The sequence below is a fragment of the Mesoaciditoga sp. genome (assembly GCF_054006115.1).
Genome location: NZ_JBPNHS010000011.1, coordinates 45,636 through 65,244, shown reverse-complemented (window position 1 = coordinate 65,244; position 19,609 = coordinate 45,636). Strand labels below are relative to the sequence as shown.

At 41.7% G+C, this 19,609-nt stretch carries 16 protein-coding genes; 13 read left to right on the top strand and 3 right to left on the bottom strand.

What is annotated here, in order from left to right; genetic code table 11:
- The 13 genes from ACXJIN_RS02320 to proC all read left to right on the top strand — a co-directional run.
- Positions 1–713: ATP-binding protein (locus ACXJIN_RS02320; RefSeq protein WP_456399187.1), on the top strand; the 713-nt coding region annotated here is incomplete at its 5' end.
- A complete protein-coding gene (locus tag ACXJIN_RS02315; RefSeq protein ID WP_456399186.1) occupies positions 710–2,338 on the top strand; it encodes a radical SAM protein in 1,629 nt (542 codons plus the stop codon). The genes ACXJIN_RS02320 and ACXJIN_RS02315, both read left to right, overlap by 4 nt.
- Positions 2,335–3,441, top strand: coding sequence for a 1-deoxy-D-xylulose-5-phosphate reductoisomerase (dxr, locus tag ACXJIN_RS02310; protein ID WP_456399185.1), 1,107 nt, complete (start codon positions 2,335–2,337; stop codon positions 3,439–3,441). Before ACXJIN_RS02315 ends, dxr begins: the two co-directional genes overlap by 4 nt.
- The gene (locus ACXJIN_RS02305; RefSeq protein ID WP_456399184.1) at positions 3,432–4,931 is read left to right on the top strand and encodes a site-2 protease family protein; all 1,500 of its coding nucleotides are present in this window, start codon (positions 3,432–3,434) and stop codon (positions 4,929–4,931) included. Before dxr ends, ACXJIN_RS02305 begins: the two co-directional genes overlap by 10 nt.
- Before the next feature lie 8 nt (positions 4,932–4,939).
- On the top strand, positions 4,940–6,013 hold the full coding sequence (gene ispG, locus ACXJIN_RS02300; RefSeq protein ID WP_456399183.1) for a flavodoxin-dependent (E)-4-hydroxy-3-methylbut-2-enyl-diphosphate synthase: 1,074 nt from the start codon (positions 4,940–4,942) through the stop codon (positions 6,011–6,013).
- Positions 5,997–6,836 carry a pantoate--beta-alanine ligase gene (gene panC / locus ACXJIN_RS02295; protein ID WP_456399182.1) on the top strand — a complete coding sequence of 280 codons (840 nt, stop codon included), beginning with the start codon at positions 5,997–5,999 and terminating at the stop codon, positions 6,834–6,836. Before ispG ends, panC begins: the two co-directional genes overlap by 17 nt.
- A gap of 213 nt (positions 6,837–7,049) precedes the next feature.
- Complete coding sequence (locus ACXJIN_RS02290; RefSeq protein ID WP_456399181.1) at positions 7,050–7,448, top strand: Mut7-C RNAse domain-containing protein; 399 nt, start codon at positions 7,050–7,052, stop codon at positions 7,446–7,448.
- A complete protein-coding gene (locus ACXJIN_RS02285; protein ID WP_456399180.1) occupies positions 7,393–10,128 on the top strand; it encodes an ATP-binding protein in 2,736 nt (911 codons plus the stop codon). The genes ACXJIN_RS02290 and ACXJIN_RS02285 overlap by 56 nt, the downstream gene beginning before the upstream one ends.
- Positions 10,129–10,133: 5 nt before the next feature.
- Positions 10,134–10,487 carry a response regulator gene (locus tag ACXJIN_RS02280; protein ID WP_456399179.1) on the top strand — a complete coding sequence of 118 codons (354 nt, stop codon included), beginning with the start codon at positions 10,134–10,136 and terminating at the stop codon, positions 10,485–10,487.
- 2 nt (positions 10,488–10,489) lie between these two features.
- On the top strand, positions 10,490–13,216 hold the full coding sequence (gene ileS, locus ACXJIN_RS02275) for an isoleucine--tRNA ligase (protein WP_456399178.1): 2,727 nt from the start codon (positions 10,490–10,492) through the stop codon (positions 13,214–13,216).
- Positions 13,213–14,064: a glycine--tRNA ligase subunit alpha gene (locus tag ACXJIN_RS02270; protein ID WP_036223237.1), complete on the top strand. Its 852-nt coding sequence runs from the start codon at positions 13,213–13,215 to the stop codon at positions 14,062–14,064. Before ileS ends, ACXJIN_RS02270 begins: the two co-directional genes overlap by 4 nt.
- A complete protein-coding gene (glyS, locus tag ACXJIN_RS02265; protein ID WP_456399177.1) occupies positions 14,057–16,084 on the top strand; it encodes a glycine--tRNA ligase subunit beta in 2,028 nt (675 codons plus the stop codon). Before ACXJIN_RS02270 ends, glyS begins: the two co-directional genes overlap by 8 nt.
- 62 nt (positions 16,085–16,146) lie before the next feature.
- Complete coding sequence (proC, locus tag ACXJIN_RS02260) at positions 16,147–16,914, top strand: pyrroline-5-carboxylate reductase (protein WP_456399176.1); 768 nt, start codon at positions 16,147–16,149, stop codon at positions 16,912–16,914.
- 55 nt (positions 16,915–16,969) lie between these two features.
- Here proC and ACXJIN_RS02255 read toward each other — a convergent pair whose 3' ends face one another.
- From ACXJIN_RS02255 to ACXJIN_RS02245, 3 genes are read right to left on the bottom strand one after another with little or no spacing between them, the layout of a single operon-like run.
- Positions 16,970–17,692 (bottom strand): ABC transporter ATP-binding protein, encoded by a 723-nt coding sequence (locus ACXJIN_RS02255; protein ID WP_456399175.1) that lies wholly within the window; start codon positions 17,690–17,692, stop codon positions 16,970–16,972.
- Complete coding sequence (locus ACXJIN_RS02250) at positions 17,685–18,551, bottom strand: ABC transporter ATP-binding protein (protein ID WP_456399190.1); 867 nt, start codon at positions 18,549–18,551, stop codon at positions 17,685–17,687. The genes ACXJIN_RS02255 and ACXJIN_RS02250 overlap by 8 nt, the downstream gene beginning before the upstream one ends.
- The gene (locus tag ACXJIN_RS02245; RefSeq protein WP_456399174.1) at positions 18,541–19,608 is read right to left on the bottom strand and encodes a branched-chain amino acid ABC transporter permease; all 1,068 of its coding nucleotides are present in this window, start codon (positions 19,606–19,608) and stop codon (positions 18,541–18,543) included. The genes ACXJIN_RS02250 and ACXJIN_RS02245 overlap by 11 nt, the downstream gene beginning before the upstream one ends.
- Between the last annotated feature and the right edge of the window lies 1 nt (position 19,609).

Genomic DNA, 19,609 nt, shown 5'->3' with positions numbered 1-19,609 from the left:
TCAGAAGCCCGCATCACAGCGCTTCAACCGCTTCCATAATTGGAGGAGGCGCAAAGGCGAAACCTGGCGAGGTAACACTTGCTCACAACGGAGTTCTTTTCATGGACGAGATGCCAGAATTTAAAAGGGATGTTCTTGAGGCTTTAAGGCAACCACTTGAAGATGGGGTTGTAACCGTTTCACGCGTGAAGGAAAGCCACACCTATCCAGCGCGCTTTTTGTTGATCGGCGCGCAAAATCCCTGTCCTTGTGGTTGGTATGGAGTTGAGGATGGCGTTCACCACTGTACCTGTTCTTTTAATGAAATAGTAAGGTACAACAAGAAAATTTCAGGACCAATTGCCGACAGAATGGATATATTTGTGGACGTTCCACACGTTGATTACGCGAAGTACGCATCTATGAGCGATGCAGAACCATCTGAAAAGATTTTAGAACGCGTTATGAATGCGTTTGAAATACAATTCAAGAGATCTGGCAAACAGAATGGAAAGTTGACCGCGAAAGAAGTGAAGCGCTTCTGCACGTTGGGAGACGCTGAAGAAGCTTTCTTCAAGACTGCGGCGAAAAAGTTGGGACTGAGTGGAAGAACGATGGAAAAGACTTTAAAGGTTGCCAGAACGATCGCTGACCTGGCAGGCGAAGAAAAGATATCCACCGCTCACCTTGCCGAAGCCCTTCAATACAGGAAAAAAGAGGAGATTTTCGTTTGAAAGCGCTTTTGATAGACGGATACGTGGATGAACCTGCCCAATTTGGAGTTCCTCCATATCTTTCGGCGTATTCGAGATATGCTTTTGGAATAGCACGAATGTGTGGATACGATGTTATCTATAAAACCATAGATGAGGTGAGAAATGGCGAACTTCCCTTTCACGATTTGCTGATCGTGATTGGAGGAGTTACAGTACCTGGCAATTATCTTGGCGGAATTCCCATGACCGTTGAAGAGGCACAGAAAATAGCTTCTTCTTCACGCGCCCATTTTAAAGTGTTAATAGGATCAATGGCCGAATACGCCGTTGATAGAAGTGGCGGGATAGTGGCAAAACGCAATTCCTTTGAAGGCTACGACTTGAAATTATGGAAAAATTACGAAATAAAGCTTTACGAGGCTTTATGTGAGGAGAAATGGCCCTCTTCAAGGTATGGCCTTATAGATAAAACCGTTGAAAGAAGTGCCGAAATACTTCAACAGCATCCCAATTTTCCAGACGTTTTTTGCGAGATAGAACTCGGAATGGGATGCGAAAGGCAAACGCATTGTTCGTTTTGTACGGAACCTTTATGGGGTAAATTCGTCTCCAGAGATGTTGAAGATGTTATCCATGAAGTGAAAGCGCTTTATGAAAATGGGGCAAAGCACTTTCGGCTTGGAAGAATTTCCAACATTTTCGCTTATCATGGAAAAATCAAACCCAACATCGATGCCATATCCAGGCTTTATCGTGGCATAAGGGAAGTTGCACCAGAGTTGAAAACTCTTCACACAGACAACGCCAATCCGGGATACATATATTCGAACTTGAAAGACTCTCAAGAAGTCTTAAAGATAATAGTCGAAAACAACACTCCGGGCGATGTCCTTTCAATGGGCGTGGAGTCGTTTGATCCAACGGTTATTCGCATGAACAACCTGAAAATAACGTTTGAGCGTTTCATCAAAGTTTTAGAAATGGTGAATTCGATAGGTGCGACAAGAGTTGAAGGCGTCCCAAAGATTCTTCCCGGCATAAACATTCTTTTTGGCCTTTTTGGAGAAAGAAAAGAAACCTACAAGATAAACTACGATTCCATGATGAAAATATTGGACGCAGGGCTTCTGGTTAGAAGGGTTAACGTGCGCAAAGCGATGGCGTTTCCAGATACTCCCTTGTACACTTTGCTAAAGGGTAAACCTCCACGCGTAAATGAAGGTCTTTACAAGCATTTCAAGTACTCTTTGAGGAAGAATTTCGATCATCCCATGCTGAAAAAGGTCTTCCCCGTTGGGACTGTTTTGCGCGATGTGATCGTTGAAAAGATTGAGGGGAACGTTTCATACGGCAGACAGATTGGAACGTACGCCATTTTGGTTGGTATTCCCGCACCGTTGCCTTTACACGAACACGTTGATTGTGTTGTGGTAAGCCATGGGCAACGTTCTCTAACGGCTATGCAAATACCGATAAATCTAAATGATATACAGTTGAAAGCGTTAAAATGGATTCCGGGAATTGGAAAAAAGGCGCTAAGCGATATAGCCTTGAAAAGACCTTTCAAGGATAAAAGCGATTTCTATGAAAAAACAAAAGTTAAACTTCCTGAATGGATCGAGAAGTGGGTGATTTTTAAGTGAAGATAGTGGTTTTAGGGGCAACTGGTACCATAGGAAAAATGTCCTTAGATGTCGTAGATAAGTTAAAAGATTTCGAACTTGTCGGCGTAAGCGCCAACGTAAGCAAGGATGAACTTTTGAAGATCAAGCGCCGCTTTCCAAAAGTGAAAACCGCTTTGAGCGGTGTTAAAGACGATGAAATAGATTTTTGTGGCGAAAACGCGATAGAAGAATTGTTGTATTCGACGCGCCCAGATCAGGTTGTGGTTGGTGTTTCCGGCTTTATGGGTTTAAAGCACGCCTTAACGGCGTCAAAATACGCCAAACGTCTTTGTTTGGCGAACAAAGAATCCATCGTGGCTGGAGGCGAATTCTTTTTAAAAGAAGTGGAAAAGAACGATTGCGAAATACTTCCCGTCGACAGCGAACACAGTGCCGTTTACCAGCTTTTGGATGGTGAAAAATCCAGAGTTAAGAAGATCATCTTAACGGCATCCGGTGGTGCGTTGAGAGACTTTCCACTTGAGAAATTAGAGCACGTTACACCTTCACAAGTTTTAAAACATCCCGTTTGGAGAATGGGCGCGCGTATAACGGTGGATTCCGCAACTATGTTCAACAAAGGTTTAGAAGTGATGGAAGCGCACTTTTTGTTTCATTTCAAAGCGGATGATATAGGGGTTATGGTTCATCCGCAAGGAAAGATACACGCTATGATCGAACTGGAAGATGGAACTTTTAAAATGCACGTTTCGCGGGCGGACATGCGAATTCCCATTTCGTACGCTATGAATTACCCGAAAAGGATGAAAATCTTCGAACCGTTTTCTCCCCTTGGAAAGATGGAACTTTTAGAAGCGGATTACAAAAGGTATCCGGCTTTGAAGCTGGCGTACGAAGTTTTGAAAACGGGAGATGGCGCAAGGGTGGTTTACAACGCTGCCGACGAAATCGCGGTTGATGCGTTTTTGAAAGAAGAAATACGTTTTACCCAAATTTACGAAGTGGTGAATGCGGTTCTTCAAAATGAATGGCCGCAAAATTTGAACAATTACGAAGAGATAGAAAATGTGGATACAAAAGCGCGTGAAATAGCCAGGGAGATGATAAAAAGATGGCGCTGACGATATTGTATTTCATTTTAATACTGGTTGGAATAGTGATGGTTCACGAGTTCGGGCACTTCATATTCGCAAAGATGTTTGGAGTGTACGTCACGGAATTTTCAATAGGTTTTGGTCCAAAACTCTTTTCGATAAAAGGGAAAGAAACCGAGTATTGCTTTAAACCCATCCTTCTTGGTGGATATGTCAAGATGGCCGGTGATAACCCTGATGAAATGGGAAACGACTCGAATTTAGAGGAAATTCCAAAAGATAGATTGCTCTATTCCAAAAAAGCGTGGAAAAGGTTTCTCATAGTCTTTGCCGGTCCGCTTTTCAGCATCCTTGCCGGATACGCCCTCATGATGGTCGTATCGTTGATCTGGGGATTTCCGCAAGTACAGATAGACTGGGTCGTTCCGAACTCTCCGGCGGCAGAAGCGGGTCTTCAATCTGGAGACGTTTTGAAATCCGTCAACGGACACGTCATCCTTTCTCCCACAGAAGTTAGCATGTTCGTCAAGGGACAAAACGATATAAACGTTGAATACATACGAAATGGAAAAGTACACAGGACATCTTTGGTAACCCGTGAAATAGGACCTCAATACTTTTTGGTGGTATCATCTTCGGCGAGTGTGCCGAAAGGTGGAGAATTTTCTCTGGCAAAGGGAAATTTTGAGAATCTCTCAAACGGTAGCGTGCTGACTTTTTCCAACAATTCCACGGGCACCGTTGTTGCGTATCAAAAGATTCCAAGGGCGAAAGAGATGGGAATCTACATGGCCATGTTCTCATCCAAAATCGCATCTGTCGATCCAACTACAAAACTTAGAAAGGGAGACGTCATTCTTTCGATAGATGGAATTCCATGCGATACTTCCTTCAATTTCCAAAACGCCCTTTTTGTTGCCAGCGTGGCATCTACAAATGGAGTTCTTTTGGTAACCAATCAAAACAAAATACTCACGGCCCAAAGATTTCATTCAAATGGCAACGTGATTCTGAAAGTAAAGCGTGGAAATGACATAAAGGACATCATTTTGGACAGGAATGAATTCAAAGCCTTTTTGAATTCGGTCGCAACTTATCCGGCTTACAAGAATTGGTATCCAGGAGCGTGGGATGCGGCCGTTTACGGTGTCATACGTACGAACAGGATATTCACCAAAATGTTGGTATTTCTTGCAGGTATCTTTAAAACGAAGAACGCCTTGAATCAATTCGTTGGCCCGGTTGGTCTTGTGAAAATGGTGGGACAGGCTTCAAACGAAGGCATGCAAATGCTCTTTACGTTGATAGCCTTCATAACTTTAAACCTCGGGTTGGTTAACCTTCTACCGTTGCCAGCCCTTGACGGAGGTCATTTAGTCTTTGCGGTTATAGAAATGGTAACGGGAAAGAGGGTAAACCCAGAAATAGAAGGCTACATTCATACCGTTGGGTTCTTTCTGCTGATGGCGTTTTTCGTTTACATAACTTACTTGGATATCGTTAGATTTGGAGGATGAATTTGAACATGAAGAAGACAAAGGTGGTTAAGATAGGGAATGTGGCGATCGGCGGAAACAATCCCATTGCCATTCAATCCATGACGAATACAGATACAAAAAACGTGGAAGAAACGGTGAAGCAGATAAACTCCCTTGTAGAGGCTGGATGCGAAATAGTGCGTTTGAGCGTGTACGATTTGGAGTGTGTTCATGCGCTTGAAAAGATAAAAAAGAGGGTGGACGTTCCATTGATCGCCGATGTTCACTTCGATTACCGGGTGGCAATAGAATCGATAAAAGCGGGAGTTGACAAAGTTAGAATAAATCCCGGAAACATAGGGCAAAAGTGGAAAGTCGAAGAAGTTGCGCGCGTCGCGGCAGAACGTAATGTTCCAATAAGGGTGGGGGCTAATATGGGCTCGATAGATCCACAATATCTTTTGAAATACCCAGACAGAACAGATGCGCTTGTTGCAAGTGCAATGGACGAGGTAAAAGAGTTGGAAGATGTTGGCTTTGATAACATAGTGATAGCCGTTAAATCTTCTGACGCGGTGGAAACGCTTATCGCAAATGAAAAGCTCTCCAGACTCACCGATTATCCCATTCATCTCGGCGTAACCGAAGCCGGCATATACGAAGATGCCGTCGTGAAATCTTCATTCGCGCTCGGTCATCTCATATACGAAGGGATAGGGGACACCATAAGAGTATCCATTGCCGGTGATCCGGTGAGAGAAGTTCATGTGGCACGAGCCTTGTTGAGAGCGGTACACAAGTCAAACGAAGTGGAAGTCGTTGCGTGCCCAACATGTGCCAGAACACAGATAAACGTTGAAGAGCTGGCTGAAGAAGTTAAAAAGGAAATTGGCGACATGAAAGCAAATCTGAAAATAGCGGTGATGGGTTGCCTTGTCAACGGCATTGGAGAGGCGCGCGACGCGGATATAGCGGTTTTTGGAACGAAAAGCGGCGGAGTTATATACGAAAATGGTGAAAAGATAGGTTTTGTGAAAAAAAGCGAAATAGCCAAGACTTTGAGAAAGATGATTGAAAAGAGAATGAGTGAGGAGGAAGATGATTATGAAAATCGTCAATAGCGTTGATGAGATGAAGGAAATTGCGAAGGATTATTCTTCAAAAAAAGTTGGCTTCGTTCCAACCATGGGTTTTCTTCACGAGGGACATCTTTCACTTGTAAGAAAAGCGAGAAAAGACAACGATGTTGTGGTCGTAAGCATATTCGTAAATCCAACCCAATTCGGGCCCAATGAAGATCTGGATGCCTATCCGCGCGATTTAGAGCGCGATTACAGCTTGTTGGAAAAAGAAAAAGTTGATTACGTTTTCGTCCCACAAGTAGATGAAATGTATCCAAAAGATTTTTCAACTTCCATTCATGTATCCAAACTCACCGATCACCTCTGCGGCTATTACCGTCCAGGTCATTTTGACGGCGTGGTGTTAGTGGTGAACAAACTGTTCAACATAGTCAAACCGGCGAAAGCATACTTTGGACAAAAAGATGCGCAGCAGTTCAGGGTTTTAAAGAGGATGGTAAGAGACTTAAACATGGATGTTCAAATGGTTGAAATGCCCATAGTCAGGGAAAAGGATGGCCTGGCGATGAGTTCCAGAAATGTTTATCTTTCTTCGCAAGAGAGAAAAGATGCGCTTGCCCTTCACGAAGCTTTGCAGTATGCCGTCAGCCAGATAAAAAAAGGCAGAAAAGACGCGCACAAAATACGCCTTGAATCCATAAACATTATGAGAAAACATCCTCACGTTCGTGTTCAGTACTTCGAAATAGTCGACGAAGAGACGCTTCAACCCGTAACGGAAATAAATTCCAAAGTGATCGTCGCAACAGCCGCTTACGTGGGAAAAGCGAGACTGATCGACAACGAAATAGTGAAACCTTAAAATCAATTCAATCGTTGTAAATTTTCATTCCGGCAGCTTTTATTCCGGCTTAAATGCCGGAATTTTTACACTTTTCAAATTGATTTTAGATACCCTCATTCTTATATTTTAAAAGCAATCTTTTTGAGTTTTTATCTGCGCTGAGGAAAGCCCATTTAATGATATAATTAACAAGTAATGAAGTTCTTTTGCGATGACACGTTAGGAAAGTTGATGAGAAAACTCAGACTTTTGGGTTTTGACACCAAAAAGTGGAACGGTGAGTCTGAAAAAGGGCGCGTTCTTTTAACGCGTTCAAGAAAAAGATGGGAAAGTTATCCGGGAGATTCCTTTTTGATATTCGAAGATAAATGGAAAAGACAGCTTGTTGAATTGGAAAAAAGATTTTCTATTTTTCAAAATTCCCGGATGTTTACTCGTTGTCCGGAATGCAATGCCATTTTGGTTAAAACTACGGCTGAGGAAGTAAAAGACCGAATACCAGAAAGAGTTTACCTTACTGCCACAAATTTTAAAGTTTGCCCTAACTGTGGAAAAATTTATTGGAGTGGTACACATGTTGAAAGAATTCGGAAAGAATTCGAGAGAATATTTGGCGGAACTGGGAGATAGGTTTATAAAAATACTCAGCAAGGGCACGTTAAATGGAATGCTTTCTTCCTTGACTGAGCTCATAAAAGATGTTAGCAAATCAGAAAAGGTTAGCCTCTACGTCTACGAAAAGGATCACGCACAATTGAGACTTATGTCTTCAGACACCAACGAAAAACCACTTAAAATAAAATTGGAAAGTGAAAAAATCGAAGAAGATTTGAAATCTTATCTGTCTGATAGCGAAAGCGCAATACCACTTTACATAAACGAAAATGAACTTGTTGGTGTGGTTTTCATACAAGGTGAAAAGCCTGCTGATGACTTTCTCGCTCGAATAGCCCTCATATTGAAAGCCTGCTTAAACGCAGAAACCAAAAGGGCCGTAATTTACAAACTTTCAACTTTGGAACGTTTGGATTCAATGTTGAACTCCATGCCGATGGATTTTGACACGTTGTATCAAAAAGTTTTAGATTTCGTTGTGAAGATATTGAATGCCGAAAAGGGTACCATATGGTTGATTGGTGAAGATGAATTTGTTCTTTCGTACGTGAATGGAATTTCAGAAGGCGAAATATTAAGAAGACGTGTAAAAGACGATCACGGTGTAATAGGCTGGATAGCTAAACATCTTTTACCCTTTCTTTCGACTTCTTCAAAGGACGATCCGAGAGTCTCAAACGACGTCTTCAATTTTAAGATAAAGTCTACCATAGCCGTTCCTTTAATGCAAAACGGAAAACTAATAGGCGTTATGATCCTTTTCAACAGAAGAAATACCGATTTTTACAGACCTTATCGACATTTCGACGAATTTGATCTTTCAATTCTTGCCGGCGTGGCAAATAGGATAATGCTTTCTCGCAGCAGGATAGAGCTTTATTTGAAGCTTAAGCGAGAAAATGAAACTCTGAAAAGGCTTCAAGAGCAAAGCAAAGAGTATATAAGCCATCAACAAGAACAGGTAAGGCTCCTAAACGCCTTACAGAAAATAATGAAAGCGATGAAAAGTTCGCAAGACATAAAAAATGTTTACAAAATCATGCTCATAGGACTCACATCCGGAATGGGATTTGGCTTCAACAGAGCTTTATTTTTAGAAAAAGATGAAGAAAATAAAATACTTCAGGCCAAAGAATGGCTCGGTCCATTTTCAGATGAAGAAGTATCAAAAGATTGGGAAGCGGCAAAAAAACGCGAGAGCATGTACGCTGATTTTTCACAATATTTACGTGAAGAGGCTTTGATAGTCCAGGATGATGGTAAATTGACACGCTTAGCCAGGGGAAAAAATTTTTCCTATACTGGCGATTACATATTCGACAGGGTGGTAAATAGGGGAAAAGTTGTTCACGTTACCAAGATATTGGCTCGGGAAAGGGGAAGGGAATTCATGGATCTATTGAATTTCCTTCAAGTTGATGAGTTCGTCTGTGTACCCTTAATAGGAAGACGCGAGGTTTACGGAGTTGTCATTTTAGACAATAAGTACAACTCTAAGCCCATAACAGACGATATGATAGAAATGTTAAAGATATTTTCAGAAAGTGTTGGCCTAACTGTAGAATCGATAAAGAGCTACAACGAATTGAAAGAAAAAACCGCAAATCTTGAAAAACAAAAGATGGTCATTGAATATTTTAAAGATTTTGCGCAAAACGTTCTAGAAAATTTAGACGTTGCCATTGTTGTTGTGAACAGAGAAAACAAGATATTGGAATGGAACAAGAAAAGCGAGGAACTTTTCAATTTTCCAAAAGATAGAGTCGTAAATTCAACGGTAAACATATTAGGTCCTGAATTCTTTGATATCTTCAACGTGGCAGAAAAGGTGTACACGGTTAAAGAAACGATAACTCTAAGCGAATACAATTTGAAGCTTCGAGACAAAGAGATGTTTTTAAACATAAAATTTTCTCCTCTGTTTGAAAAAGAAACGAATGTGATCATGGGCTACATAGCGATGTTCGATGATGTGACGAAAGAGCATATGATGGAAGAAGAGCTCAGAACTCAAGAGAGACTGGCGGTGCTTGGAGAAATGTCGGCAAGGGTTGCGCATGAAATAAGAAATCCATTGTCTGCCATAGGAGGATTTGCTCAAAGAGCGATAAGGATAGCGCAACAAGAAAAGATGAAGAAGTATTTGGATATAATACTCAGCGAAACAAAAAGATTGGAAAATTTGGTAAATCAAACTCTTGAATTCAGCAGGTCTAACCTTAATTCAAACTTTGAAGAAAGATCGATCAACGATATAATAAACGAAGCGATGCAACTTTATTTAGAAAAAGCAAAGGAAAAGTCCATATCAATAGAATTAGATTTCACAGCCAACGAAGCGAAAGCAATGGTAGAAGCAAACCATTTCAAAGAAGTTATCATGAATTTGATACAAAATGCGATCGAAGCAGTTGACGAAAAAGCGGGTAAAATACGTATAAAAACACAGGAAACAGACGATGACATAATAGTTGAAGTTTGGAATAATGGTTTACCCATTCCACCAGACAAGCTTGAAAAGATATTTCAGCCTTTCTACACCACGAAAACTCATGGAACGGGTTTAGGGCTTCCGATATGCAAGAAGATAATAGAAGATGAGCACAAGGGTAAGATAAAGGCTAACAGCGATGAAAGCGGGACCACTTTTATCGTGAGAATACCGAAGGGTTTAAAAAAAGTTGAAGGAGGATGATATAGATGGCGAAGATATTGGTTGTAGAAGACGAAGAAGCGATGAGAATGCTGATAAAAGAAGAGCTTGAAGACGAAGGTTACGAAGTGAAAACTGTATCAAATGGAAAGGAAGCAATTGATTTTTTGTCCTCAAATAACGTAGATTTGATCACTTTAGATATAGAAATGCCTGATATGAACGGCTTAGAAGCAGCGGGAAAGATAAGGGAGATGAAGAAGAACGTCAAGATAATACTCTTAACCGCTTACAGCCATTACAAAAGTGATCTATCAAGCTGGGCCGCAGATGATTACGTTGTTAAATCTTCCGATTTAAGTCAGCTTAAAAATGCCATAAAGAAATTGTTGGAGGTGTAATTTTGAACTACAAAGACACGTTGAATCTTCCCCAGAAGATCGTACCGATGAAAGCAAATCTGGTTTCAAAAGAACCGGAGCTCTTAAAGAAGTGGGAAGAGGAAGATCTCTATTCAAAAATAAGAAAAGCGAGAGAAGGAGCTCCGAAGTTCATTTTACACGATGGACCACCTTACGCTAATGGAAATATACACGTTGGAACAGCTATGAACAAGGTGTTGAAAGACATAGTTATAAAGTACAAAACTATGAGAGGCTACGACGCGCCTTACATTCCTGGTTGGGACACACACGGTTTGCCGATAGAACATAAGGTGTCCGTGGAATTGGGCGAAAAGGCTAAAAACATGTCTCGTCTGGATATACGCAAAACCTGCGCCAGTTACGCAGAAAAATACGTTAACATTCAAAGGGAACAATTTAAAAGATTGGGCGTACTTGGCGAATGGGAAAAGCCTTACCTGACAATGAACCCAGAATACGAAAAGGGTATATACGAAGTGTTCGCGGATGTGGTTGAAAAGGGAATGGTTTACCGTGAAAACAAACCGGTCATGTGGTGCCCTCACTGTCATACGGCTTTAGCCGAAGCAGAAGTTGAATATCAAGAAGATACTTCCAAAGCCATATATGTGAAATTCGCTTTCAAGGATCTTTCGAATGAATACGTCATCATATGGACGACCACCCCTTGGACTTTGCCTGCCAACAGGGCAGTTGCGCTTAACCCTGAAATAGAGTACTCCAGGGTAAAAGTTGGAGACGAAATATGGGTGATAGCATCCGCGTTGGTTGAAACCGTCATGAAAAAGGCAAAGATCGAAGAGTGGACGGTAGTTGGCACGGTGAAAGGCTCGGAATTGGAACTGGAAACCCTACTGGACCCGATATACAAAGAGGAAAGGCCCATAGTCATGGCAGATTACGTTTTAACAGACACCGGTACGGGAGCCGTTCATACCGCACCGGGGCATGGTGCCGAAGACTATCAAACGGGGAAAAAATACGGCTTGGAAATTTTTTCACCTGTTGATGATTACGGCTATTACGTAAAAGATCTTCCAAAATACGGTGGTATGCACGTTTTCAAAGCAAACGACGTTATAATCGAAGACTTGAAAAAATCTGGAGATTTGGTCGCGGAAGAATTGTTTACGCACTCTTATCCACATTGTTGGCGTTGTCATGGCCCACTGATATTCCGTTCAACAGAACAATGGTTCATATCCATAGATAAAGAAAATCTTAGGGAAAAAACGTTAGACGCTATAGAGAAGGTTCAATGGGTACCAAGTTGGGGAAAGAACAGAATTTCCTCAATGGTAAGCGATAGGCCTGATTGGTGTATTTCCAGGCAACGCGATTGGGGAATGCCTATACCGGCTTTTAGGTGTAAAGATTGCGGAAAAGTTGTCATGGACGCGGAAATAATTAGACATGTGGCGAAATTGGTCGGTGAAAAGGGGAGCAACATCTGGTTCTCCGCTAAACCGGAGGAACTCTTGCCAGAAGGTTACAAGTGCCCGGAATGTGGTGGAACGAATTTTGAAAAGATGTACGACGTTATGGATGTTTGGATAGATTCTGGCTCATCTTTTGAATCTGTCCTGAAACCGAAGAGCTGGTATCCCGCTGATTTGTACCTTGAAGGCAGCGACCAACATCGTGGTTGGTTCCAATCCTCATTGTTGCTCGGCATGATAAGAGATGGCGTTCCTCCATACAAAACGGTCGTTACTCACGGTTTCATAAGGGATGAAAAAGACAGAAAGATGTCAAAATCTCTTGGCAACGTGATAGATCCAAACGATGTTGTATCGAAGATGGGTGCAGATGTGTTCAGATTGTGGGTTTCTTCAACGGAGTACAAAAACGATGTGAAAGTCTCAATGGGTATCCTTGAAAAACAGGTAGATGGATACCGTAAGGTAAGAAACGTTTTGCGTTTCATCTTTGGAAACATCGCCGATTTCGATCCTCAAAGCGATGTGAAAGAACTTATGGAAATAGACGAATACGCTCTGAACATGTTCTACAAACTCGTAAAAGATGTCACTAAGTACTACGACGAGTACGACTTCCACAAGGTTTATCACGCCATATTCGATTTCATCACCGTTGATATGAGCGCTTTCTATCTTGACATATTGAAAGACAGGTTGTACACTTCTGGAAAAACGTCTTTACAAAGACGATCGGCACAGAAGGTGCTTTACGAAATAGGCATGGGGCTTTTGAAACTCATGGCTCCAATCCTTCCATTCACAACGGAAGAAATTTACCTTTCATTACCCTTTAAAAAGATGGAAAGCATCCATCTAACACTTTGGCCAGAATTGAAAGAACTGGATACGTCCCTTATGGAAAAGTGGGAAAAGATAAGGGAAGTCCGTGACGTGGTTTTGAAAGCCCTTGAATCGGAAAGGCAAGCAGGACATATTGGACATCCTCTCGAAGCGGCTGTAACGCTTAAAGTAAATGAGAAAATGAAAGAACTATTGTCCACTTTGTCAAAGCAAGAACTTGCCGACATATTCATAGTTTCGAAGGCCACACTTTCAAACGAAACAGGGGATACAGAAGATATAGAAGTAAAAGTGGAACATGCGCCTGGCTTGAAGTGTGAAAGATGCTGGAAATATTCAGAAAGTGTTGGAAAAGATCCAGAATTCCCCACTTTATGTGAAAGATGTGCAACCGTTTTGAGAAACGAAGGGATGAAGCCGTGAACATTCAAGAGTTGATATTCGCCCTTGACAGATTTTGGGCAGATAAGGGAGCGGTAATAGATCAACCTTACGATATGGAAGTGGGCGCGGGGACATTTCACCCGTCCACTTTTTTCACCGTTCTTAAACAAGAAGACGCCAAAGTTGCTTTCGTTCAACCGTGTAGAAGACCGACAGATGGTCGTTATGGAGAGAATCCCAACCGAATGCAAAGATTTTTGCAATACCAGGTTATATTGCTTCCATCGCCAGAAGAATCCCAAAAACTCTACATTGAATCGTTGGAAAAATTGGGATTAGGCATAAAAGAGCACGATGTAAGATTTGTGGAGGATAATTGGGAATCGCCCACCCTCGGAGCGTGGGGAATAGGTTGGGAAGTTTGGATAGATGGAATGGAAATAACGCAATTTACCTATTTCCAGCAATTCGGCGGGGTTGAAATGAAGCGCACACCCTTGGAAATCACATATGGTCTTGAAAGAATTGCCATGTATCTTCAAGACGTTGAAAATGTTTACGATACCAAATGGAACGATTTCACCACCTACGGTGATCTTTATCTGGAAAACGAAAGACAATTTTCAAAATACAATTTTGAAGTGGCAGACGTTGAGATGCTGTTTGATTTATTCGAAAAACACTCTCATGAGTTTGAAAAACTCATAGAGATGAAATTGTACAGGCCTGCCTACGATCAGGTGATGAAGTCTTCTCACATTTTCAACCTTCTTGATGCGAGGGGAGCCATATCCGTCTCACATCGTCAAAATTACATTGGAAAGATAAGAAACATGGCAAAAAAATGTGCTACCACTTTCTTGGAGGAGGTAAAGATCGATGAGTGAATACTTGGTTGAACTCCTCTTGGAGGAAATGCCCCCCGCCGATATTGACATGATTTTAAACACTCTAAGCGAAAAAATGGATCTCGCTTTAAACCAGGCTAATCTTAAACATGGGAAGATAGAAACTTTTGCAACTTCAAGAAGATTCGGATTCCTCATACATGATCTTAGCCCAAAACAAGATGACGTCATCTTGAAAAAAAGAGGACCGGCTGAAAAGATCGCTTACAAAGATGGTCAACCTTCAAAAGCCCTGGAAGGATTTTTAAGGTCTAACAACGCTTCTCCAAATGAGATCGAGTTAGTTGACGTGAAGGGAACAAAATACGTCTTCTTGAACAAGCACGTTGAAGGGAAAGAAGCTTCTGAAGTCTTAAGGGAGATCGTGCCTGGGGTTTTAGCCAGCTTGCAATTCAAAAGAGCGATGAGATGGGGAAACGGAGAATTCAAGTACGTTCGCCCTTTACACTCAGTTGTTTCTTTGCTGAATGAAAAAATAGTCGAGTTTGATTTTTTAGGCAAAACGGCTTCCAATCAAACTGAGTCGCACCGATACTTGTCAAAGAAAGTGGAAATAAGCAATCCAGATGAATACAAGAGCCTTTTGGAAAAGAATGCGGTTATCATAGATATAAACAAGAGAAAAAAGATGATCGAAGATGCCTTAGATCAAACAAATTTAAATGTGGTTAAAGATGAAACGTTGGTTCATGAAATTTCCTTGATAACGGAATTCCCTCAACCTGTTGTGGGAGAATTCAAGGAAAAATACGTTGGACTTCCAGAGCCTGTTTTGAAAACCGTTCTTCGCCATCATCAAAGAACATTCGTGACTAAAGAAGATGAGAAAATATCGACGAAGTTCGTGGCTTTTCAAGATGGTCCCGCTCAAAGAAGCGCAAATGTTAGAAAGGGATATGAACGTGTTATAAACGCGCGTTTGGAAGATGCCCTCTTTTACTACGAAGAAGACACCGCCGTTCCTTTGGAAAAGTTCGTTTCTAAACTTGAAGGTATAACTTTCCAAAGAGGGCTCGGCACGCTAAAAGACAAAACAGACAGAATAACAACCATCGCAACGGATATTGCAAAGAAGTTGGGCTTCGGTGAAAGGGATCTGGAGTTGGTGAAAAGAGCGGCGTTCCTTTCAAAAGCCGATATAGCTACCAGCATGATATATGAATTTCCCGAATTGCAGGGCATAATGGGAAGGATATACGCTTCATTCAACGAAGACAAACGTGTGGCACTTGCCCTAGAAGAACAATACATGCCTGACGGACTGGATGGCAACATTCAAACTGATACAATAGGAGCCATAATAGGGCTTGCAGATAAGCTCGATACGGTTGTGGCAAATTTTGCCATAAACGAGATTCCGTCTGGTTCCAAAGATCCGTACGGCTTAAGAAAAAACACTTTTGGTGTTTTGAGAATATTGAACGATTTCGAATGGGATATAGATGTTGAAGAAGAAGGAAAGATAACGGAATTCTTTCTAAAAAGCGAAGTACCATGGAAAGAGTTGGGAGAATTCTTCAAGGGAAGATTGGAAGTTCTGTTGAAAGAACGCTATTCCATATCTTTCGATGTGACAAAAGCTGTTTTAGAACTTTGGAGTACGCCTTTGAGAGCTCGTCTATCGGCGCAAAGTATAGAAAAATACAAGTCAAGTGAAGATTTCGAAGATTTCATAACGGCTTACACGAGAATACACAACATTTCCAGCAAACATGATTCCACTGAATATCACGTTGAGCTCTTTGAAGAAAACGAAAAACCACTTTTTCATGCTTATTTGGAAGTAAAGCAAAAAGTCGAAGAAGATTTAAGGCATTTAAGTTATGATGAAGCGTTTGAAAAGTTAAAATCGCTTAAGCCCCTCATTGATGAATACTTTGACAACGTTTTCGTGATGGCAACTAGGGAGGATTTGAGAAGAAATCGATTGGGATTTTTGAAGAGTTTGGACGAATTATTCCTCAAGTTTGGAAATTTATCTTTGCTTTTAAAGAAGTAAAAGTAAAAAACGAAGATCTCCGCCTTCGCGCGGAGATTTTTGTTAAGAAAGGACGTGAAATCGTGAAAGTTGGAATAATAGGAGTTGGAAATATCGGAAGTATAATTGCAGATTTGCTCATTGAAAAGGGTCATGAACTTCATCTCGTAAACCGTCATATCGAAAAGATAAGGAAATATGAAGGGCGCGCTAATACTTATCTAGACATTGAAAAACTGCCTGAGGTGGATATTCTCTTTTTATGTGTTAAACCACAAGACGCTTTGCAAGCTCTAAAAAGGATCCCACATTCTCGCAACAGAATTTTGATAAGCACCGTTGCTGGTCTTACGATAAACGAAATATCTTCTTATGTTGGAAAGGGTGTTGTAAGGATCATGCCAAACATCCCGATTTCGATAGGGAAAGGTGTCATCGGGATATCGTACGATGAAAAATCCTTGGTTGAAAAGAAAAAAGTAGAAGAGTTGCTTTTACCGTTTGGAAAGCTTGTAGAAGTGAATGAACATCTCTTTCCAGCGGTAACAGCCTTAAGTGGAAGTGGCCCAGCTTTCGTGTTCGTGATAATAGAATCGTTGGTAGATGCCGGCATGAAACTCGGGCTTTCGTACGAAGTTGCAATGAAGTTAGTTTTGGAAACTATGAAAGGTTCTGCCGAGCTACTCCAGCACGAAGCAAAACACCCCGGCGAGCTTAGGCACATCGTGACTTCTCCAGCAGGTACAACCATAGAAGGTATATATTCCCTCGAACAACAGGGTTTGCGTGGCATATTGATGAAAACCATCTTCGATACTTACAAGAGAGCTTTGGAATTGCAAGAAGACTAAAAAAAGGCCGCCTGCTGTGAACACAGGCGGTGGTAGGAGGAAGCGTTACGAAAATTCAGACGGTAACACCCAGATATGCACGTCTTACTTCGTCGTTTTCAAGTAATTCCTTACCTTTTCCTTCAAGCACTATGGTTCCCGTTTCCAAAACATACCCATAATCCGCTATTGACAAGGCGGCGGCAGCGTTTTGCTCAACGAGAAGAACCGTCTTCCCTTCTTTTTTTACCGTTTCTATAACCTCAAAAACTTCTTTTACAAGCAAAGGCGCTAATCCAAGTGAAGGCTCATCCATCATGAGAATAGATGGGTTTGCCATCAAAGCCCTTGCAATGGCCAACATTTGTTGTTCTCCACCGGAAAGCGTACCACCCATTTGTTTTAAACGCTCTTTAAGTCTTGGAAAAAGTTCGAGTACCCATTCACGATCTCTCTTTATTCCATCTTTGTCTTTTCTGAAATAGGCGCCCATTTTTAAATTCTCATCCACCGTTAAGTTGGGAAAAATTCTTCTACCTTCAGGTGACAAACTAATACCGGATTTAACTATGGCATCCGCTTTTAAATGCGTTATATCTTTTCCGTTATAGACAATGCTTCCTTTTTTATTTCTTATCAATCCCGCTATGGAATTCAACGTAGAAGTTTTGCCGGCACCGTTTGCCCCTATTAAAGTCGTTATCTCACCTTTCTTAACGCTTATGTTAATCCCTTTAACAGCGTGAATGGCACCGTAATAAACGTTAAGTTCTTTTATCTCCAATAACGCATCAGACATAGCTCTCATCTCCAAGATACGCTTCTATAACTCTCTTGTTGTTTTGAATTTCTTCTGGAACACCGTGCGCTATTATCTTACCGTAGTCAAGAACGTATATTCTTTCGCATATCTTCATAACGAATTTCATATCATGCTCTATCAAAAGAATGGTAACCGAGAACTTCTTTCTAACGTCCTGAACGAAATCAGCCAATTCCTGAGTCTCTTGAGGATTCATACCGGCTGCCGGTTCATCCAAGAGCAACAAATAAGGCCTGGTTGCCAGAGCACGTGCTATTTCCAACTTCCTTTGAGGGCCATATGGAAGCGCTGAGGCTTTCAAATGGGCAAATCTTTCCAGGTCAACGGCTTTCAACAGCTCATAAGCGTAATCTTTCATTTGACGTTCCATCTTCAAATAGTCAGGTGTTTTCAAAACGGCGCTCCAGAACCATGGTTTCCAGTGAGGCTTTGGAAATTTTTCCGGTTCATGATTATGGAGAATTTTGCGCGCTTTGTAATTTTGCAACCACGAATGCTCTGCCACAAGGACATTTTCAAGCACGGTCATGTCGGAAAAGAGTCTTATGTTCTGAAAAGTCCTTGCAATGCCCAAATGTGTTATAACGTAAGGCTTCATACCAGTTATATCAATCCCGTTGAACGTAACCGTTCCATATGTGGGAGCGTATATGCCAGTTATCATGTTAAATATCGTGGTTTTTCCCGCACCATTTGGCCCTATAAGCCCTATGAGTTCCCCTTCTTTCAAATAACCGTTAAAAGAGTCAACTGCTGTTAAGCCCCCAAACTTTATCGTTAGATTTTCCAATCGCAATACGTCTTTTCTTCTGTCGTTTTTGTCGTTAATCTTGATCACCTGCTTTCTTGGTAAAGTGATCGTATATGTACTGCCAGCTCAACTCGTCTTTTCCCATGATACCTCTCCTCCAGAAGAGCATGATCAATATGAAAACCGTTGCGAAGATGAGCATACTCATTCCAGGAATACCAGGAATTGTGATTCCAAAGAAATTCATAGGTGACTCGACTATTCTTAGCCATTGGGCCGCAAAAGCAAAGAAGATAGCTCCCAAAACGGCGCCGGATATACTTCCCAAACCACCGATAACTATCATTATCAACACGAAGAAAGTCAGCATTATTCCCAAACTAGTTGGTCGTGGGTCGATGGTGGTAAGCCAATGGGCGTAAAGAGCTCCGCCTATACCCGCGAAGAACCCACTCACAACGAAAGACATAAGCTGATGCTTGAAAACGTTTATTCCCATGGCCCTCGCCGCAACGGTGTCTTCCGACATCGCCCGCAAAGCGCGGCCGTAGCTGCTGAATTTCAAACTTCCTACCGCTATAATCGTCACCAATAACCATCCCCATGCCCACCAAATGTTGGTATATGGGGGGATTCCTTTCAAACCAAGTGAGCCGTTCGTGAGGCTGTAAGAATTTTGAATGACTATCCTTATTATCTCTGCAAATGCGAGCGTGGCTATGGCAAAGTAATCGCCTGTAACTCTTAGTGATGGATATCCCACCAAGAAAGCGGCAAAGGCGGCAACCAATCCTGCTATTATGGTAGCGGGAAAGAATCCCATTTGTATGCTGTTCAAAGGCCAAATAAGAGGTGCTATGAAAAATGACATGGCTTTTTGTTGAATGGGAAGAGTCAAAAGTGCGGCCGTGTAAGCACCAACGGCAATGAAGCCGGCGTGACCAAGAGAAAAAATCCCAGTTACGCCGTTGACAAGCGTGTAACTTATGGCCATTATCGAATATATGGCCATCAACGTTATTATTCTGACCCAGTAATCTCCAACAGAATGTGTCGCGCCCAACAAAAGAAAACCGCTTCCCACGATAAAGGCGCTTGTAAGTATGAAATTGGTTTTAAAAGATATCCTTTTCGTGCCCATT

Bases quoted from the DNA above. Each gene is read 5' to 3' on its own strand.
- ACXJIN_RS02280 (WP_456399179.1), top strand. From the start codon at position 10,134: ATGGCGAAGATATTGGTTGTAGAAGACGAAGAAGCGATGAGAATGCTG.
- ACXJIN_RS02245 (WP_456399174.1), bottom strand. From the start codon at position 19,608: ATGGGCACGAAAAGGATATCTTTTAAAACCAATTTCATACTTACAAGC.
- ACXJIN_RS02305 (WP_456399184.1), top strand. From the start codon at position 3,432: ATGGCGCTGACGATATTGTATTTCATTTTAATACTGGTTGGAATAGTG.
- ispG (WP_456399183.1), top strand. From the start codon at position 4,940: ATGAAGAAGACAAAGGTGGTTAAGATAGGGAATGTGGCGATCGGCGGA.
- ACXJIN_RS02290 (WP_456399181.1), top strand. From the start codon at position 7,050: ATGAGAAAACTCAGACTTTTGGGTTTTGACACCAAAAAGTGGAACGGT.
- panC (WP_456399182.1), top strand. From the start codon at position 5,997: ATGAAAATCGTCAATAGCGTTGATGAGATGAAGGAAATTGCGAAGGAT.
- glyS (WP_456399177.1), top strand. From the start codon at position 14,057: ATGAGTGAATACTTGGTTGAACTCCTCTTGGAGGAAATGCCCCCCGCC.
- ACXJIN_RS02285 (WP_456399180.1), top strand. From the start codon at position 7,393: ATGTTGAAAGAATTCGGAAAGAATTCGAGAGAATATTTGGCGGAACTG.
- ACXJIN_RS02255 (WP_456399175.1), bottom strand. From the start codon at position 17,692: ATGTCTGATGCGTTATTGGAGATAAAAGAACTTAACGTTTATTACGGT.